This window comes from Streptomyces sp. WM6378 (genome assembly GCF_001279695.1).
In the GTDB taxonomy this organism is placed as follows: domain Bacteria; phylum Actinomycetota; class Actinomycetes; order Streptomycetales; family Streptomycetaceae; genus Streptomyces.
On sequence record NZ_LGDD01000293.1, the window covers coordinates 111,911 to 128,495 of the forward strand.

The following is a 16,585-nucleotide window of genomic DNA, read 5'->3' on the forward strand; positions in this document are numbered from 1 at the left end:
TGGCGTGCTCCCGCTTTCTGGGGTTCCGCCCCAGACCCCGGTCGCGCCGCGAACCCGCTTTCGTCTGCGGACCGTGCGTGGCCGGTCGCGCAGTTCCCCGCGCCCCTAGCGGGATGCACCCTGACAGGGTGCATCCCCAGCCCGTCCGGCGTTTCAGGCGGAGCCCCAGGGGGTGCTCAGGTGCCGGGCGCGGGTTCCGGCGGGGCCTCCTTGCGGCGGCCGGGTCGCAGGCGTTCGGCCAGGGCTCGCGTGCGTACCGCCACCCCCGCCCTCGTCCGTTCCCAGCGCTGCGAAAGTGACCAGATCACCCTGACGGCTGAGCGCGGGGCGAGAATCGCTCGCAGGGACAGCCAGCGGCCCGCCGCCGCTCGTAGGCCGGCTGCCACCCGGGTCACATCGTCCGCGAGACCCGGCGTGGGCCGGGGCTCGGGTGCGTACAGGACCTGTTCCACCGCGCCCGCCGCGCGGTGGACGGACTCGGCCGCCGGGCCGTCCAAGCGGCCGAGGCGGACCACCCGGGCCGCCGCCTTGCGGGGCGTCTGCGAGTCGTCGGGCGGGATGCCGTAGTCCCAGGCCGTGTCGGTGATCTCCTGCCAGGCCGCGAGCGTACGGGCCACCGCGTCGGCCGGGGTGCGCCCGCCGGAGCCGAGCCGCCGGGCCCGGACCCGCCTGCGCCACAGCAGGGGCAGCAGCGGAAGCACCAGCAGCGCGGCCACTCCCAGGGCCGTACCGACCAGGGCCGAGGCCGAGGGGCCGCTGTCCGTCGGGCCCGCGACGCCCGCCGCGGCCGAGGGGCCGCAGTCGCCCAGGCGCCGTGCGCTGGGCGGGCAGGAGTCCGGGGCGGACGGCGCCGCCGAGGGCTGGGCCGAGGCTCTCGTGGACGGCGCGGCCGGGCTGCTCGGGCCGCCCGCCGGGGCCTGCTGCCGGGTGTAGTCGGGGACGGAGCCCCGCGTCGGCGTCGGTTCGAAGCGGGTCCAGCCCACGCCCTCGAAGTACAGCTCGGGCCAGGCGTGCGCGTCGCGCAGGCCCACCGACATGGTGCCGTCCGGGCGCGCCGCGCCGGGCGTGAAGCCCACCGCGACCCGGGCCGGGATGCCCAGCGTGCGGGCCATCGCGGCCATCGAGAAGGAGAAGTGGACGCAGAAGCCCTCTTTTTCCTTGAGGAAGTTGGCGATCGCCTCGGTGCCGCTGCCCGACTGGACATGGGTGTTGTACGTGAAGCCGCCGCTGGTGGAGAACCAGTCCTGGAGCTTGACGGCCTTCTCGTAGTAGTTCGCGGCGCCGCTGGTGACCTCCCGCGCGGTCGCGCTCACCACGGAAGGCAGCGAGTCGGGGACCCGGGTGTACTCCTTCAGGAGGTCCGCGGACGGGCGCGGGGCATCCGCCAACTGGGCCGCCGTCGGCCGCACCAGGAGGCTGGAGACCGTGTACTGCGCGCCGCGGGTCGTCTGCTTGCGGTCGCCGACCAGGGTCCGCCCGACCGGCTCGAACCGCCAGTCGCCCTTGATGTTCACCCGGGTCGCGGGGAACGGCATCGGCAGCCAGCTCTGCGCGTACCAGCCGGCCGCCGAAATGCTGGTCTGCACCTCGGTGGTCGCGACCGCCGGGCTCAGCCCGTCCGGCCTCGGCAGCGGATCCGGTACGTCCTTGATGTGGCGCTCCGAGGACTTCCAGGAGGCTCCGTCGAACTCGTCGAGCGCGACGATCCGCAGGTACATCTCCTTGGTGTCCTGGGCGTTGGTGTTGTACCGCATCACCTCGCGGTCCTCGGGCTGGTTCAGGCTGTTCTGCAGCGACACCAGCGGGTTGACCGCGGAGATGGTCCCTCCGGCTCCGTCCCCGCCCCCACCGCCGCCGGCCCCGCCGAGCAGCCCGCTGTCCAGCGCGGGCAGCATCGCCGGGATCACCAGCGCGATGCCGAGCGCGAGCACCCCGATGCGCCGCCCGGTACGGACCGGGGCCAGCGGCGCGTTGTTCTCGAACACGCTCTGCTGGGGCCGGCCGGGCGCCCGCGCGGCGCCGCCGAAGACCCGCCCCCACTGCGAGAGCCGGTCGCGGCCCTCGGCGAGCAGGAGCAGCAGGTAGCCGGCGGCCGCGAGCACGAACCAGAGCCAGCTCGCGCCGCCCGCGGAGAGCCCCGCGGCCACCGAGTACAGCGCGAGCAGCGGCAGGCCCGCCGGGGCCGCGCTGCGGAACGTCACCGCGAGCGCGTCCACCGCGAGGCCGATGATCAGCACCCCGCCGACCATCATCAGCCGGATCCCCGGGGTGGCCGGCGCCGGGATCGCGTACTGCCCGACGTCCGAAGCGCCTTGCTGCAGAAGGGAGTTGAGCTGCTCGAACGCCTCGGGGCCGGGCAGCACCCCGCCGATCGCCTGCTGGCGCGCGAACACCAGGGTCAGCACCAACAGGGCCACCACGGCCTGGGCGAGCACGGTCAGCGGCCGGGCCAGCGGCACTCGCCGGGCCAGCGCGCCGACGCCGCTCAGGATCGCGAGCAGGAACGCGGCCTGGAGGATCCAGCTCGCCGGGTCGACCAGCGGCAGCATCGAGCACGCCGCCATCACCGTGGCCGCGTAGGCGCACAGCGCCAGCCGTCCGCGCCCGCTCATGACCATCCCCCTGCCGTGCCGGCCGCGCCGCCGGGCGCCGCTCCCGCGTTCGTACGTTCCTGGCCCGCCAGGCGCCACAGCTCGGGCAGGGCCGCGCCCGGCCGCACCGCGAGCGCCGTCCAGCCCGCCTCGCGCAGCAGCCGCAGCCGCTCCTCGACGGGGCCGCGCTCCTCGGAGCCGTGCATCCAAAGACCGCTGTCGAGCACGAAGGCGACCGCCGCCCCGCTGCGTCGGCGCATCTTCGCCGCGACCGCCGCCTGCTCCTCGTCGAGGTCGCCGAAGAACCCGATGAGCAGCCCTTCGTTGCCGCCGCGCAGCACGTCGTACGCGCGCGAGAGGCCGCCGCCGTCGGAGTGGTCGACGACCGCCAGGGTGTCCATCATCAGCCCGGCCGAGTCCGAGGAGTCCTGGGTCGAGCCCGCGAACCCGCCCGCGCCCTCGCCGGGCACCGAACTGCCGGTGTCGGTCAGAAGCCGTACGGAGAAGCCCCGTTCCAGCATGTGCACCAGGGCGGAGGCCGCGCCCGAGACCGCCCACTCGAAGGCCGAGTCGGGGCCCGCGCCCGCGTACGCGATGTCCCGGGTGTCGAGCAGCACCGTGCAGCGGGCCCGCTGCGGCTGCTCCTCGCGGCGCACCATCAGCTCGCCGTAGCGCGCGGTGGAGCGCCAGTGCACCCGGCGCAGGTCGTCGCCGTGGCGGTATTCGCGCGGAATGACGTCGTCCTCACCGGCGAGCGCGAGCGAGCGGTGCCGCCCGTCGCCGTATCCGGCGGCCTCGCCGGACAGCCGCACCGGCGGCAGCGGTTCGGTCCTGGGGATGACGGTCAGCGTGTCGTACGCGCTGAAGGCGCGGGTCAGCTCGCACATCCCGAAGGGGTCGGTGAGCCGCAGCTGCAACGGCCCCAGCGGATAGCGCCCGCGCAGGTCGGAGCGCACCCGGTAGGACACTTCGCGCTTGCCGCCCGCCTCGACCCGGTCCAGTACGAAGCGGGGGCGCGGGCCGAGCACGTACGGCACCCGGTCCTGGAGCATGAGCAGGCCGGTGGGCAGCCGCGAGACGTTGTCGATCCGCAGCTGGACGCGGGCCTCGGAGCCGGCCGGGACCCGGCCGGGGGCGAGCCCCCGGCTGCCCGCGACGCGGTAGCGGGTGCGGTAGAGCACGACCGTGCAGACCAGCGGCAGCACGGCGAGCAGCAGCCCGACCCGCAGCAGGTCCTCCTGGCCGAGCACGAAGGCGCAGATCGCGGCGGCGATGCCGGCCGCGAGGAAGGAGCGACCGCGGGTGGTCAGGCCGGACAGGGCGGCCCACAGCCCGCCCTTGGCCTGTTCCTCGGCGGGCTCCGCGGGGAGCCCCCCGGCCGCCATCACAGCCGCCGGGCGCCGGGCGGCTGCTGGCCGTACAGCGGATTCCCGGCCTGCGGAACGGGCGTGTGCTGGAGGATCTCCAGGACGACCTGCTCGGCGGTGCGCCGGTTGAGCTGGGCCTGTGCGGTGGGCAGCAGCCGGTGTGCGAGGACGGCGACCGCCAGGGCCTGCACGTCGTCGGGGAGCGCGTACTCCCGGCCGCTGAGGGCGGCGGACGCCTTCGCCGCGCGCAGCAGATGGAGCGTGGCGCGCGGCGAGGCGCCGAGTCTGAGATCCGGGTGGTTGCGGGTCGCGCCGACCAGCTGCACCGCGTACCGCCGCACCGAGTCCGCCACGTGCACCTTGCGGACCGCGTCGATCAGCTTGGCGATGTCGTGGGCGTGCGCCACCGGCTGGAGGTCGTCGAGCGGGGAGACCGCGCCGTGCACGTCGAGCATCTGGAGCTCGGCCTCGGGCGTCGGGTATCCCATCGAGACGCGGGCCATGAACCGGTCGCGCTGGGCCTCGGGCAGCGGGTAGGTGCCCTCCATCTCGACCGGGTTCTGGGTGGCCACGACCATGAAGGGGCTGGGCAGTTCGTAGGTCTGCCCGTCGATGGTGACCTGCCGCTCCTCCATGGACTCCAGGAGCGCGGACTGGGTCTTGGGCGAGGCGCGGTTGATCTCGTCGCCGATCACGATCTGGGCGAAGATCGCGCCGGGCTTGAACTCGAAGTCCCGCCGCTGCTGGTCGTAGATCGACACACCGGTGATGTCCGAGGGCAGCAGGTCCGGCGTGAACTGAATGCGCCGGACCGAGCAGTCGATGGACCGGGCCAGCGTCTTGGCCAGCATGGTCTTGCCCACGCCGGGCACGTCCTCGATCAGGAGGTGCCCCTCCGCGAGCAGTACGGTCAGCGAAAGCCGTACGACCTCGGGCTTGCCCTCGATCACACTCTCCACCGACCTGCGGACTCGCTCCGCTGTGGCGGTCAGATCTGTGAGGCTCGCTCGATCGTCATAGGTCGTCACCCGGCCCTCCTCGGCCCTTTCATACGGGCCGGTGCACTGCGAACGGCCCGGCCCACCCCGGAATACGGACAGCGCGGCCGAACGGTTCGGACCGGTGTCACTTCCGCATTCTTGTTGCCGTTACCGCGTCGTGTCACTCGCCTGTGGACAACTGCGGGGGATTGATTGTGAGTTGTCCCCCTATTTCCGTTCCTGTGATTCTCAGCCGGCCGGATCGATTTCCCGCAGCAGGCCCGTCGTCACATCGAAGACGAATCCGCGGACGTCATCGATGTGCGGCAGGAACGGAGAGGTCCGCACTCGCTGCATGGACTGGCGTACGTCCTGGTCGACATCGCGGAACGACTCGACCGCCCAGGCCGGCCGCTGCCCGACCTCGTCCTCCAGCTCGTGCCGGAAGTCCTCGGTGAGCGCTTCGAGGCCGCAGCCGGTGTGGTGCACGAGCATGACGCTCGTCGTGCCGAGGGCCCGCTGGCTGATGGTGAGGGAGCGGATCACGTCATCGGTGACCACACCGCCCGCGTTGCGGATGGTGTGGCAGTCGCCGAGTTCGAGACCGAGCGCCGCGTGCAGGTCGAGCCGGGCATCCATGCAGGCCACGACGGCGACGTGGAGGACGGGGCGGGCATCCATGCCGGGGTCGTCGAACGCGGCGGCGTACCGGCGGTTCGCCTCGACGAGCCGGTCGGTCACCGTCCCTCCGCTCTGGACGGTCAGGCGCGGACGGCGGGCAGGAGGCTCTGCGGGTATGTGCGCAGGAGTCGACATGTATACGACGGTAGCCGCCACTGATCGTCCGGTCGCGTCATGGGGGCGGAAAAAGACTGTCAACTCGGACGTCTGTGAGGTAACCCACAGGCCCTGTCAGGCGTAACCCGAACGAGTGAAAAAAGTGCTCGGCGGCGCGCTGGAGGGTTGATTGACCCGAAGGACGAGTGGACTAAAGTGGCGCGAAGTGGGAGGCGTGACACACGGTCTCCCCCTTTACGGAATCCCAAGCTTCCGGGAACCACTGTCTCCCGGACCTACGTTTACCCGCGTGCGCGGCGCACGTACGGCTCGGCCTCCTCCCGCCCTCCGGTCGGCTGACGCCCCTTCCCCGGCGCCACCGTTCGTCCCCCCACCCCGGGGGAGCGGGGATCCGGCACGTATGCGCGACGCTGCGCCGGATCCTTGAGAGGGCGGCTTTGAGCCAGCGACACGTCCCGGTGATGCTCCAGCGATGCTTGGACATGTTGGCCCCGGCCCTGGCCCAGCCGGGTGCGGTCGTCGTCGACTGCACCCTCGGCCTCGGCGGCCACAGCGAGGCACTCCTGACCCAGTTCCCCGAGGCGCGCCTGATCGCCCTCGACCGGGACAAGGAGGCGCTGCGCCTGTCCGGCGAGCGCCTGGCCCCCTTCGGGGAGCGCGCCACCTTGGTGCACGCCGTCTACGACGAGCTGCCCGAGGTGCTCGAACGTCTCGGCACCCCCCGCGTCCAGGGCGTCCTGTTCGACCTGGGCGTCTCCTCCATGCAGCTCGACGAGGCCGACCGGGGCTTCGCCTACGCCCAGGACGCGCCCCTGGACATGCGCATGGACCAGTCGACCGGGATGAGCGCCGCCGAGGTGCTCAACACCTACCCGGCCGGTGAACTCGTGCGGATCCTGCGGGCGTACGGCGAGGAGAAGCAGGCCAAGCGGATCGTCTCGGCGATCGTCCGCGAGCGCGAGAAGGAGCCCTTCAGCAACAGCGCCCGGCTCGTCGAGCTGATCCGCGACTCGCTGCCGCAGGCCGCCAAGCGCACCGGCGGCAACCCCTCCAAGCGCACCTTCCAGGCGCTGCGCATCGAGGTCAACGGCGAACTCGCCAGCGTCGAGCGGGCGATCCCCGCCGCCGTCGAGGCCATCGCGGTCGGCGGCCGGGTCGCGGTGCTCTCCTACCAGTCCCTCGAAGACCGCATCGTCAAGCAGGTCTTCGCGGCCGGCGCAGCCAACACCGCGCCGCCCGGGCTTCCGGTGGTGCCCGAGCGTTACCAGCCGCGGCTCAAGCTCCTCACCCGCGGTGCCGAACTCCCCACGGAGGAGGAGGTCGCCGAGAACCGGCGCGCGGCCCCCGCCCGGCTCCGGGGGGTCCAGCGGATCAGGGAGGACGTGTGAGCAAACCGGCCAGGCAGCTGCGCGGCACGGCCGCGCGGCTCGGCAGGCTGATGCCTTCGCAGGGGGCCAACAGCGCCGCCCGCACCCCGTTCGTACTCCTCGTCGTCGCCCTCCTCGGCGGCGGGCTCATCGCACTCCTGGTGCTGAACTCGGCGCTGAACGCGGGCTCGTTCAAGCTCAGCGAGTACCACAGACAGACCACCGAACGCACCGACGAACAGCAGGCGCTGCAACGGGACGTGGACGACCTGTCCGCCCCCGACGCGCTGTCCCGCCGGGCCGCCGACCTCGGCATGGTCCCCGGCGGCACCCCCGTCTTCCTCGGCCCGGACGGCACCGTCAAGGGCGTCCTCGCCTCGGCCGGCGACGCTTCCCCGGCCGAGGCCGCCGAGCCCACGCCGCTGCCCCTGGCGCAGAGCCCGGCCTCCGCAGGCCCCAAGCACCACACCCCGGCCCCCCGGCCCCGGCAGCCCGCGAAGACCTCCCCGACCCCGGCCCCCGGCAGGTGACGCAGTGAGCCCCAAGGAACCCCCGCGCCGCCGGGTCCCCCCGCCCGCGCGCTCCCGGCCGGCGGCCCGCCGCCCCGCGCCCGCCAAGAAGCTCAAGCTCGGCAGCCCCCGGCCCCGGCTGCGCCTGGTCAGCCTCGGGCTCACCCTGGTCATGCTGGCCTTCGTCGTACGGCTGCTCCAGGTGCAGGCCGTCGACGCCAGCGCGTACGCCGCCAAGGCCGACAAGAACCGGTACGCCAGCTACGCGCTGCCCGCGGAGCGCGGCCGGATCACCGACCGGGCCGGCATCGCCCTCGCCACCAGCGTCGACGCGTACGACATCACCGCCGACCCCACGCTCTTCACCCCCGAGGCCACCAAGATCCCCGACGCCGCCGCGCAGGCGGCCGCGCTGCTCGCGCCGCTGATCGGCAAGGGCCAGGCGGACCTCACCAAGAAGCTCAAGACGCCCAAGACCCGCTACGTGGTGCTCGCCCGCCGGCAGACCCCGCAGGTCTGGAACCAGATCAAGGACCTGAAGAAGGTGCTCGGCGAGAAGGCGTCCGCCGACCGCGCCAAGGGTGGCCCCGGCGCCAATGTGCTGGCCGGCGTCCTCAACGAGTCCAGCACCAAGCGCGTGTACCCCAACGGCGACCTCGCCGCCGGGATACTGGGGTACGTCAACGCCGAGGGCAAGGGCGCCGGCGGCCTGGAGTCGTCCCTGAACAAGGAGCTGGCCGGCACCGACGGCAAGATCTCCTACGCCCAGTCCGGGGGGCGCCGGGTGCCCACCGCCGGCACCCACGAGACCCCGGCCGTGCCCGGCTCCGACGTCGAGCTGACCATCGACCGGGACATCCAGTGGATGGCGCAGAAGGCGATCTCGGACCAGGTCGCCACGTCCGGGGCCGACCGGGGCTACGTCATAGTGCAACGGTCCGACACCGGCGAGGTCCTGGCCATGGCGAACGCGCCCGGCTTCGACCCGAACAACATCGCCCAGGCCAACTCGGCCGCCATGGGCAACGCCGCGCTCCAGGACGCCTTCGAGCCCGGATCCACCGCCAAGGTCATGTCCATGGCGGCGGTCCTGGAGCAGGGCGTCGCCACGCCCGGGACCCATGTGGTGGTGCCCAACCGGCTCCAGCGCGGCGACCGCCTCTTCAAGGACGACATCGACCACCCCACCTGGAACCTGACGCTGAACGGCGTGCTCGCCAAGTCCAGCAACATCGGCACCATCCTCGCCGTCGAGCAGCTGGGCAAGACCGACGCCGAGGCCGACAACGTCCTGTACTCCTACCTGCGCAAGTTCGGCATCGGCTCGCCCAGCGGGCTCAACTTCCCCGGCGAGACCCCGGGCATCCTGGCCCCCGCGAGCAAGTGGTCGACCTCGCAGCAGTACACGGTCCGGTTCGGCCAGGGCCTCTCGCTCAACGCGATGCAGGCCGCCTCGGTGTACTCGACCATCGCCAACGGCGGCGTACGGGTGGAGCCGACCCTGGTGCGCGGCACCAAGGGCCCGGACGGGCGGTTCACCCCCGCTCCCGCGCCCAAGCAGTCCCGGGTGGTCAGCGAGAAGACCGCCAAGACGCTGGCCCAGATGCTCGAATCGGTCGTCGGCGACGCCGAGGGCACCGGAACCAAGGCCGCCATCCCCGGCTACCGGGTCGCGGGCAAGACCGGCACGGCCAACCGCATCGACCCCAAGACCGGCACCTACCGGGGCTACACCGCGTCCTTCGCGGGCTTCGCCCCCGCCGACAACCCCAAGATCACCGTCTACTGCGCCATCCAGAACCCCACCAGGGGCAGCTACTTCGGCGGCCAGATCTGCGGACCCATCTACAAGCAGGTCATGGAGTTCGCCCTCAAGACCCTCCAGATCCCGCCGACCGGAGCCCAGCCTCCCAACCTGCCCGTCACCTTCGGCGGCAACGACTGAATCCGGAAGCCTCAGTGACAACCATCACCCAGGGCCCTGGGAACCAGGACGGGACCCAGGACGCCGTGCCCCCCTCTTTTGGCGACCCGGCGGGTGCGCCCGGTACGCTCACCGCCGTGCCACACGCTGATCAGTACCGAACCGCCCAGCAGGACGCCCCCGCGAAACAGCCGGGAGCGCCCCGACCGGAACAGGCCCGTCCGACCTCGCTCGGCGCGCTGGCCGAGCGACTGGGGACGAGCAACCCCGGATCGGGAGAGGTCACCGGCATCACGCACGACTCCCGGGCGGTACGCCCCGGAGACCTGTACGCCGCACTGCCGGGCGCCAACGCGCACGGCGCCGACTTCGCCGCCCAGGCCGCGAGCCTCGGGGCCGTCGCGATCCTCACCGACCCGGCGGGCCGCGAGCGCGCCGCCGCGACCGGCCTGCCGGTCCTGGTCGCGGGCGACCCGCGCGGCCGGATGGGCGAGCTCGCCGCCGAGATCTACGGACACCCCGGGCGAGAGCTGCTCCAGCTCGGCATCACCGGAACCTCCGGCAAGACCACGACCGCCTACCTCGTCGAGGGCGGCCTGCGCGGCGCCGGACACGCCACCGGCCTGATCGGCACGGTCGAGATGCGGATCGGCGACGAGCGCATCAAGTCGGAGCGCACCACCCCCGAGGCCACCGACCTCCAGGCGCTGTTCGCGGTCATGCGCGAGCGCGGCGTCGACTCGGTCGCCATGGAGGTCTCCAGCCACGCCCTCGTGCTCGGCCGGGTCGACGGCTGCGTCTTCGACGTCGCCGTCTTCAACAACCTCAGCCCGGAACACATGGAGTTCCACTCCGACATGGAGGACTACTTCCGGGCCAAGGCGCAGCTGTTCACCCCCGAGCGGGCCAAGCGCGGCGTCGTCAACTTCGACGACGAGTACGGCCGCCGCCTCGTGACGGAGGCGGGGATCGAGATCACCACGTTCTCCGCCGAGGGCCACCCCGACGCCGACTGGCGCGCCGAGGACGTCCAGATCCGCCAGGACAGCAGCACCTTCACCGTCGTCGGCCCCAAGGGCGAGCGGATCTCGGCCACCGCCCCGCTGCCGGGCCCGTTCAACGTGGCGAACACCCTCGCCGCCATCGTCACGCTGGCCGTCGCCGGCCTCGATGCGCAGACCGCCGCCGACGGAGTGGCCGCCGTACCCGGCGTGCCCGGCCGCCTGGAGCGCGTGGACGCGGGCCAGCCCTACCTCGCCGTCGTCGACTACGCCCACAAGACGGACGCCGTCGAGTCGGTCCTGCGCTCGCTGCGCAAGGTCACCGAGGGCAAGCTGCACATCGTGCTCGGCTGCGGCGGCGACCGCGACCAGACCAAGCGGGCCCCGATGGGGGCCGCCGCCGCCCGGCTCGCCGACACCGCCGTACTGACCTCCGACAACCCCCGCTCCGAGGACCCCCTCGCGATCCTCGCCGCGATGCTGGCGGGCGCCGCCGAGGTGCCCGCGCACGAGCGCGGCGAGGTCCAGGTCTTCGAGGACCGTGCCGCCGCCATCGCGTCGGCCGTCGCCCGCGCCGAACCCGGCGACACCGTGCTGGTCGCGGGCAAGGGCCATGAACAGGGCCAGGACATCCACGGAGTGGTCCGCCCCTTCGACGACCGACTGGTGCTCCGCGCCGCCATCCAGAAAAGTCAGGGATGAAGTAGTGATCGCCCTCTCCCTCGCCGAGATCGCCGAAATCGTCGGCGGGCAGCCGCACGACATACCGGATCCGTCCGTCACGGTCACCGGACCCGTCGTCATCGACTCCCGCCAGGTGGCGGCCGGTTCGCTCTTCGTGGCCTTCGCCGGCGAACACGTCGACGGCCACGACTACGCGCGGCGCGCCTTCGAGGCGGGCTGCGCGGCGGTCCTGGCGGCCCGCCCGGTCGGCGTGCCCGCGATCGTCGTCGACGACGTACAGGCCGCCCTCGGCGCCCTCGCCCGCGACGTCGTACGCCGCCTCGGCACCGAAGTCGTCGCCCTCACCGGCTCGTCCGGCAAGACCTCCACCAAGGACCTGATCGCGCAGGTGCTCCAGCGCCACGCGCCGACCGTGTTCACGCCGGGCTCCCTCAACAACGAGATCGGTCTGCCGCTGACCGCGCTCACCGCCTCCGCGGACACCAGACACCTGGTCCTGGAGATGGGCGCGCGCGGCGTCGGTCACATCCGCTACCTCACCGGCCTGACCCCGCCCAGGATCGGTCTCGTCCTCAACGTCGGGACCGCCCACATCGGCGAGTTCGGCGGCCGGGACCAGATCGCCCTGGCCAAGGGCGAGTTGGTGGAGGGCCTGCCCGAAGACGGCTGCGCCGTCCTGAACGCGGACGACCCCCTGGTGCGGGCCATGGCGTCCCGCACCAAGGCGCGCGTGCTGTTCTTCGGCGAGGCCAAGGACGCGGACGTACGTGCCGAGAATGTCCGGCTCACGGCGTCCGGACAGCCCTCCTTCAGCCTTCACACACCCTCCGGGTGCAGCGATGTGACGTTGCGCCTGTACGGTGAGCACCACGTGTCGAACGCGCTCGCCGCGGCCGCCGTCGCCCATGAGCTGGGCATGTCCGCAGACGAGATCGCCCGCGCGCTCTCCGAGGCGGGCACCCTCTCCCGCTGGCGTATGGAGGTCACCGAGCGTCCGGACGGTGTGACGGTCGTCAACGACGCCTACAACGCGAACCCCGAATCCATGCGAGCCGCCCTTCGCGCGCTCGCGGCCATGGGTACCGGGCGCCGCACGTGGGCGGTGCTCGGTCCGATGGCCGAGCTCGGCGACGACTCGCTCGCCGAGCACGACGCGGTCGGACGGCTCGCCGTCCGGCTCAACGTCAGCAAGCTCGTGGCAGTCGGGGGCCGGGAAGCGTCCTGGCTGCAACTGGGCGCATATAACGAGGGTTCGTGGGGTGAGGAGTCGGTGCACGTGTCCGACGCACAGGCGGCCGTCGACCTGCTGCGCAGTGAACTGCGGCCGGGAGACGTCGTGCTGGTGAAGGCATCCAGGTCGATCGGCCTGGAGCGGGTGGCACTGGCGCTGCTCGAAGGCGCCGTCGAGGGTGAGGTCGCCGCCCGATGAGGCAGATCCTCTTCGCGGGAGCCATCGGCCTGTTCCTGACCCTGGTCGGGACCCCGCTGCTCATCAAGCTGCTCGCCCGCAAGGGCTACGGCCAGTTCATCCGGGACGACGGCCCGCGCGGTCACGCCGGGAAGAAGGGCACACCCACCATGGGTGGCATCGCCTTCATCCTGGCCACGCTGATCGCGTACGCGCTGACCAAGGTGATCACCAGCGAGGACCCGACCTTCTCGGGCCTGCTCGTGCTCTTCCTGACCGCCGGCATGGGCATGGTCGGCTTCCTCGACGACTACATCAAGATCGTCAAGCAGCGTTCGCTCGGCCTGCGGGCCAAGGCCAAGATGGCCGGACAGCTGATCGTGGGCATCGCCTTCGCGGTGCTCGCCCTCCAGTTCGCGGACGCCCGGGGCAACACCCCGGCCTCCACCAGGCTGTCGTTCATCAACGACTTCGGCTGGTCCATCGGCCCGGTGATCTTCGTGGTCTGGGCGCTGTTCATGATCCTCGCGATGTCGAACGGCGTGAACCTGACGGACGGTCTGGACGGCCTGGCCACCGGCGCCTCCGTGATGGTCTTCGGCGCGTACACCTTCATCGGGCTCTGGCAGTTCCAGGAGTCCTGCGCCAACGCGCAGACCCTGACCAACCCCAACGCCTGCTTCGAGGTGCGAGATCCGCTCGACCTCGCGGTCGTCGCCTCGGCCCTGATGGGCTCCTGCTTCGGCTTCCTGTGGTGGAACACCTCGCCCGCCAAGATCTTCATGGGCGACACCGGTTCCCTCGCGCTCGGCGGCGCGCTCGCCGGCCTCGCGATCTGCTCCCGCACGGAGTTCCTGATCGCCCTGCTCGGCGGCCTGTTCGTACTGATCACGATGTCCGTGGTCATCCAGGTCGGCTCGTTCAAGATGACCGGCAAGCGGGTCTTCCGGATGGCGCCGCTCCAGCACCACTTCGAACTCAAGGGGTGGTCCGAAGTCCTTGTCGTGGTCCGGTTCTGGATCATCCAGGGCATGTGCGTGATCGTGGGTCTCGGACTCTTCTACGCGGGATGGGCAGCCGACAAGTGAGCACCACCTGGCAGGGCAAGCGCGTGACGGTGGCCGGTCTCGGTGTCTCCGGGATGCCGGTGGCCCGGGTCCTGAACGGGCTCGGCGCCGCCGTCACGGTCGTCAACGAGGGCGCCGACGAGCGCTCCCGCACGCAGGCCGCGGAGTTGGAGGCGCAGGGCATCACCGTGCGCCTCGGCGACGGGGCCACCCTGCCCGAGGGCACCGAGCTCATCGTCACCACGCCCGGCTGGCGGCCCGACAAGCCGCTGTTCGCGGCCGCCGCCGAGGCGGGCGTGCCGGTCTGGGGCGACGTGGAACTGGCCTGGCGGCTGCGCGACCTGGACGGCCGCGAGCCGGCCCCCTGGCTCGCGATCACCGGCACCAACGGCAAGACCACCACCACCCAGATGCTCGCCTCCATCCTGCGCGCGGCGGGCCTGCGTACCGCCGCCGTCGGCAACATCGGCGTCTCGCTGCTCGACGTGGTCCTCGGCGAGGAGCGGTACGACGTCCTGGCCGTCGAGCTCTCCAGCTACCAGCTGCACTGGGCGCCCTCGCTGCGCGCCCACTCGGCCGCCGTCCTCAACCTGGCGCCGGACCACCTCGACTGGCACGGCTCCATGGAGGCGTACGCCGCCGACAAGGGCCGCATCTACGAGGGCAACACCATCGCCTGCGTCTACAACGCGCAGGACAAGGCGACCGAGGACCTGGTGCGCGAGGCCGACGTGGAGGAGGGCTGCCGGGCGATCGGCTTCACCCTGGCCACGCCGGGCCCCTCGCAGCTCGGCGTGGTCGACGGCATCCTCGTCGACCGGGCCTTCGTGCAGAACCGGCAGAAGAACGCCCAGGAGCTCGCCGAGGTCGCCGACGTCTTCCCGCCGGCCCCGCACAACATCGCCAACGCCCTCGCGGCGGCCGCCCTGGCGCGCGCCTTCGGCGTCGAGCCCAAGGCCGTACGCGAGGGCCTGAAGGCCTTCCGCCCCGACGCGCACCGCATCGAACACGTCGCGGACGTCGCGGACGTCGCGTACATCGACGACTCCAAGGCCACCAACACCCATGCCGCCGAGGCCTCCTTGGCGGCGTACGACCCGATCGTCTGGATCGCCGGGGGACTGGCCAAGGGCGCGTCCTTCGACGAGCTCGTCCAGCGGTCGGCGAAGCGGCTGCGCGGAGTCGTCCTGATCGGCGCCGAGCGCCACCTGATCGCCGAAGCGCTGGCGCGACACGCGCCCGAGGTCCCGGTGGTCGACCTCGACCGGACCGACACTGGGGCGATGCCGGCGGCGGTCCGCGAGGCGGCGGGGCTCGCCCGGCCGGGAGACACCGTCCTGTTGGCCCCGGCCTGCGCCTCGATGGACATGTTCGCGAACTACAACAAGCGCGGCGAGGCCTTCGCGGAAGCGGTCCGCGAACTCGCCGCAGGGCGCGCCTAGCCGGACCACCCGTTCCACGGACCGGCGGCGCCGGGCACGACTGGAGGGGTCAGCACACATGGCGGCCGATGTTCTTGGCGGCTCCGGGGACGCCCCGCGCGGCGTCCCCGCACTCGCCGGTCTTCTCCTGCGCAGCCGCACCGCCGGACCCGTGCGCGGCCCGTCGGCCCGCGGCGGCCCCGCGGGCGCTCCCCGGCGGCCCGGACCGCGCGGCCCCGGGCGCCTGATCGAGCAGTTCAGGAGGGCCTGGGACCGCCCCCTGACGGCGTACTACCTGATCCTCGGCAGCGCCCTGCTCATCACCGTGCTCGGCCTGGTGATGGTCTACTCCGCCTCGATGATCAAGGCCCTCGAACTGTCGCTGCCGGGCTCGTACTTCTTCCGCAAGCAGTTCCTCGCGGCCCTCATCGGCGGCGGCCTGATGATCGCCGCGGCCCGGATGCCCGCCAAGCTGCACCGGGCGCTCGCCTACCCGATACTGGCCGGCACGGTCTTCCTGCTGATCCTCGTGCAGATCCCCGGGATAGGGAAGTCGGTCAACGGCAACCAGAACTGGATCTACCTCGGCGGCCCCTTCCAGCTCCAGCCCAGCGAGTTCGCCAAGCTGGCGCTGCTCCTGTGGGGCGCCGACCTGCTCTCCCGCAAGCAGGACAAGCGGTTGCTGACCGAGTGGAAGCACATGCTGGTGCCGCTCGTGCCGGTGGCCCTCCTGCTGCTCGGGCTCATCATGCTCGGCGGCGACATGGGCACCACGATCATCCTGACGGCGATCCTGTTCGGCCTGCTCTGGCTGGCCGGCGCCCCCACCCGGCTCTTCGCGGGCGTGCTCGCCGTCGCGGGCGCGCTGGCCGCCCTCTTCATCAAGATCAGCCCGCACCGGATGGGCCGGCTCAACTGCATCGGCGCCACCGACCCGGGCCCGCAGGACCAGTGCTGGCAGGCGGTGCACGGAATCTACGCGCTCGCCTCCGGCGGATGGTTCGGATCCGGCCTGGGCGCAAGTGTGGAGAAATGGGGTCAACTCCCCGAGCCCCACACCGACTTCATCTTCGCCGTCACCGGCGAGGAACTGGGTCTGGCAGGGACGCTGTCGGTCGTCGCCCTCTTCGCGGCTCTAGGCTATGCGGGTATCCGCGTGGCCGGACGCACGGAGGACCCCTTCGTGAGGTACGCCGCGGGAGGTGTGACCACCTGGATCGTGGCGCAGGCCGTGATCAACATCGGTGCGGTGCTCGGCCTGCTGCCGATCGCCGGTGTCCCGCTCCCGCTGTTCTCCTACGGAGGGTCCGCGCTGCTGCCGACCATGTTCGCCGTGGGGCTGCTGATCGCGTTCGCGCGGGACGACCCCGCTGCGCGGGCGGCCCTTGCCATGCGGCAGCCTCGGGTGAGTTGGAAGTCGATGAGACGGCGCGTCAAGAAGCGTCCGTCCGGAGAGCGGTGAATTTCG

General features: G+C 72.1%; 12 protein-coding genes. 8 read left to right on the top strand and 4 right to left on the bottom strand.

The window, feature by feature from the left end:
- Positions 1-176: 176 nt before the first annotated feature.
- The 4 genes from ADK54_RS24015 to ADK54_RS24030 form a co-directional block, all read right to left on the bottom strand.
- The gene (locus ADK54_RS24015) at positions 177-2,612 is read right to left on the bottom strand and encodes a transglutaminaseTgpA domain-containing protein (protein ID WP_053727765.1); all 2,436 of its coding nucleotides are present in this window, start codon (positions 2,610-2,612) and stop codon (positions 177-179) included.
- Entirely contained in the window at positions 2,609-3,976 is a 1,368-nt protein-coding gene (locus ADK54_RS24020) for a DUF58 domain-containing protein (protein ID WP_053727766.1), read from the bottom strand. Before ADK54_RS24020 ends, ADK54_RS24015 begins: the two co-directional genes overlap by 4 nt.
- Entirely contained in the window at positions 3,976-4,986 is a 1,011-nt protein-coding gene (locus ADK54_RS24025; protein WP_053727767.1) for an AAA family ATPase, read from the bottom strand. The genes ADK54_RS24020 and ADK54_RS24025 overlap by 1 nt, the downstream gene beginning before the upstream one ends.
- Before the next feature lie 201 nt (positions 4,987-5,187).
- Positions 5,188-5,754 (bottom strand): beta-class carbonic anhydrase, encoded by a 567-nt coding sequence (locus ADK54_RS24030; RefSeq protein WP_053727768.1) that lies wholly within the window; start codon positions 5,752-5,754, stop codon positions 5,188-5,190.
- A 419-nt stretch (positions 5,755-6,173) separates the two neighbouring features.
- Between ADK54_RS24030 and rsmH the strand changes: the two genes are divergently transcribed.
- The 8 genes from rsmH to ftsW are packed head-to-tail and all read left to right on the top strand — an operon-like array spanning position 6,174 to position 16,579.
- Positions 6,174-7,124 carry a 16S rRNA (cytosine(1402)-N(4))-methyltransferase RsmH gene (gene rsmH / locus ADK54_RS24035; protein ID WP_078966575.1) on the top strand — a complete coding sequence of 317 codons (951 nt, stop codon included), beginning with the start codon at positions 6,174-6,176 and terminating at the stop codon, positions 7,122-7,124.
- Positions 7,121-7,633, top strand: a complete 513-nt coding sequence (locus ADK54_RS24040) for a hypothetical protein (protein ID WP_234392180.1) — start codon at positions 7,121-7,123, stop codon at positions 7,631-7,633. Before rsmH ends, ADK54_RS24040 begins: the two co-directional genes overlap by 4 nt.
- A 4-nt stretch (positions 7,634-7,637) precedes the next feature.
- Positions 7,638-9,557: a peptidoglycan D,D-transpeptidase FtsI family protein gene (locus ADK54_RS24045; protein ID WP_053727770.1), complete on the top strand. Its 1,920-nt coding sequence runs from the start codon at positions 7,638-7,640 to the stop codon at positions 9,555-9,557.
- A gap of 14 nt (positions 9,558-9,571) precedes the next feature.
- Positions 9,572-11,239 (top strand): UDP-N-acetylmuramoyl-L-alanyl-D-glutamate--2,6-diaminopimelate ligase, encoded by a 1,668-nt coding sequence (locus tag ADK54_RS24050; RefSeq protein ID WP_053727771.1) that lies wholly within the window; start codon positions 9,572-9,574, stop codon positions 11,237-11,239.
- Positions 11,240-11,243: 4 nt separating this feature from the next.
- Positions 11,244-12,650: a UDP-N-acetylmuramoyl-tripeptide--D-alanyl-D-alanine ligase gene (locus ADK54_RS24055; protein ID WP_053727772.1), complete on the top strand. Its 1,407-nt coding sequence runs from the start codon at positions 11,244-11,246 to the stop codon at positions 12,648-12,650.
- Positions 12,647-13,717, top strand: a complete 1,071-nt coding sequence (gene mraY / locus ADK54_RS24060) for a phospho-N-acetylmuramoyl-pentapeptide-transferase (protein WP_053727773.1) — start codon at positions 12,647-12,649, stop codon at positions 13,715-13,717. The genes ADK54_RS24055 and mraY overlap by 4 nt, the downstream gene beginning before the upstream one ends.
- The gene (murD, locus tag ADK54_RS24065; protein ID WP_053727774.1) at positions 13,699-15,138 is read left to right on the top strand and encodes a UDP-N-acetylmuramoyl-L-alanine--D-glutamate ligase; all 1,440 of its coding nucleotides are present in this window, start codon (positions 13,699-13,701) and stop codon (positions 15,136-15,138) included. The genes mraY and murD overlap by 19 nt, the downstream gene beginning before the upstream one ends.
- A 58-nt stretch (positions 15,139-15,196) precedes the next feature.
- A complete protein-coding gene (ftsW, locus tag ADK54_RS24070) occupies positions 15,197-16,579 on the top strand; it encodes a putative lipid II flippase FtsW (RefSeq protein ID WP_078966576.1) in 1,383 nt (460 codons plus the stop codon).
- The last annotated feature ends 6 nt before the right edge of the window (positions 16,580-16,585 follow it).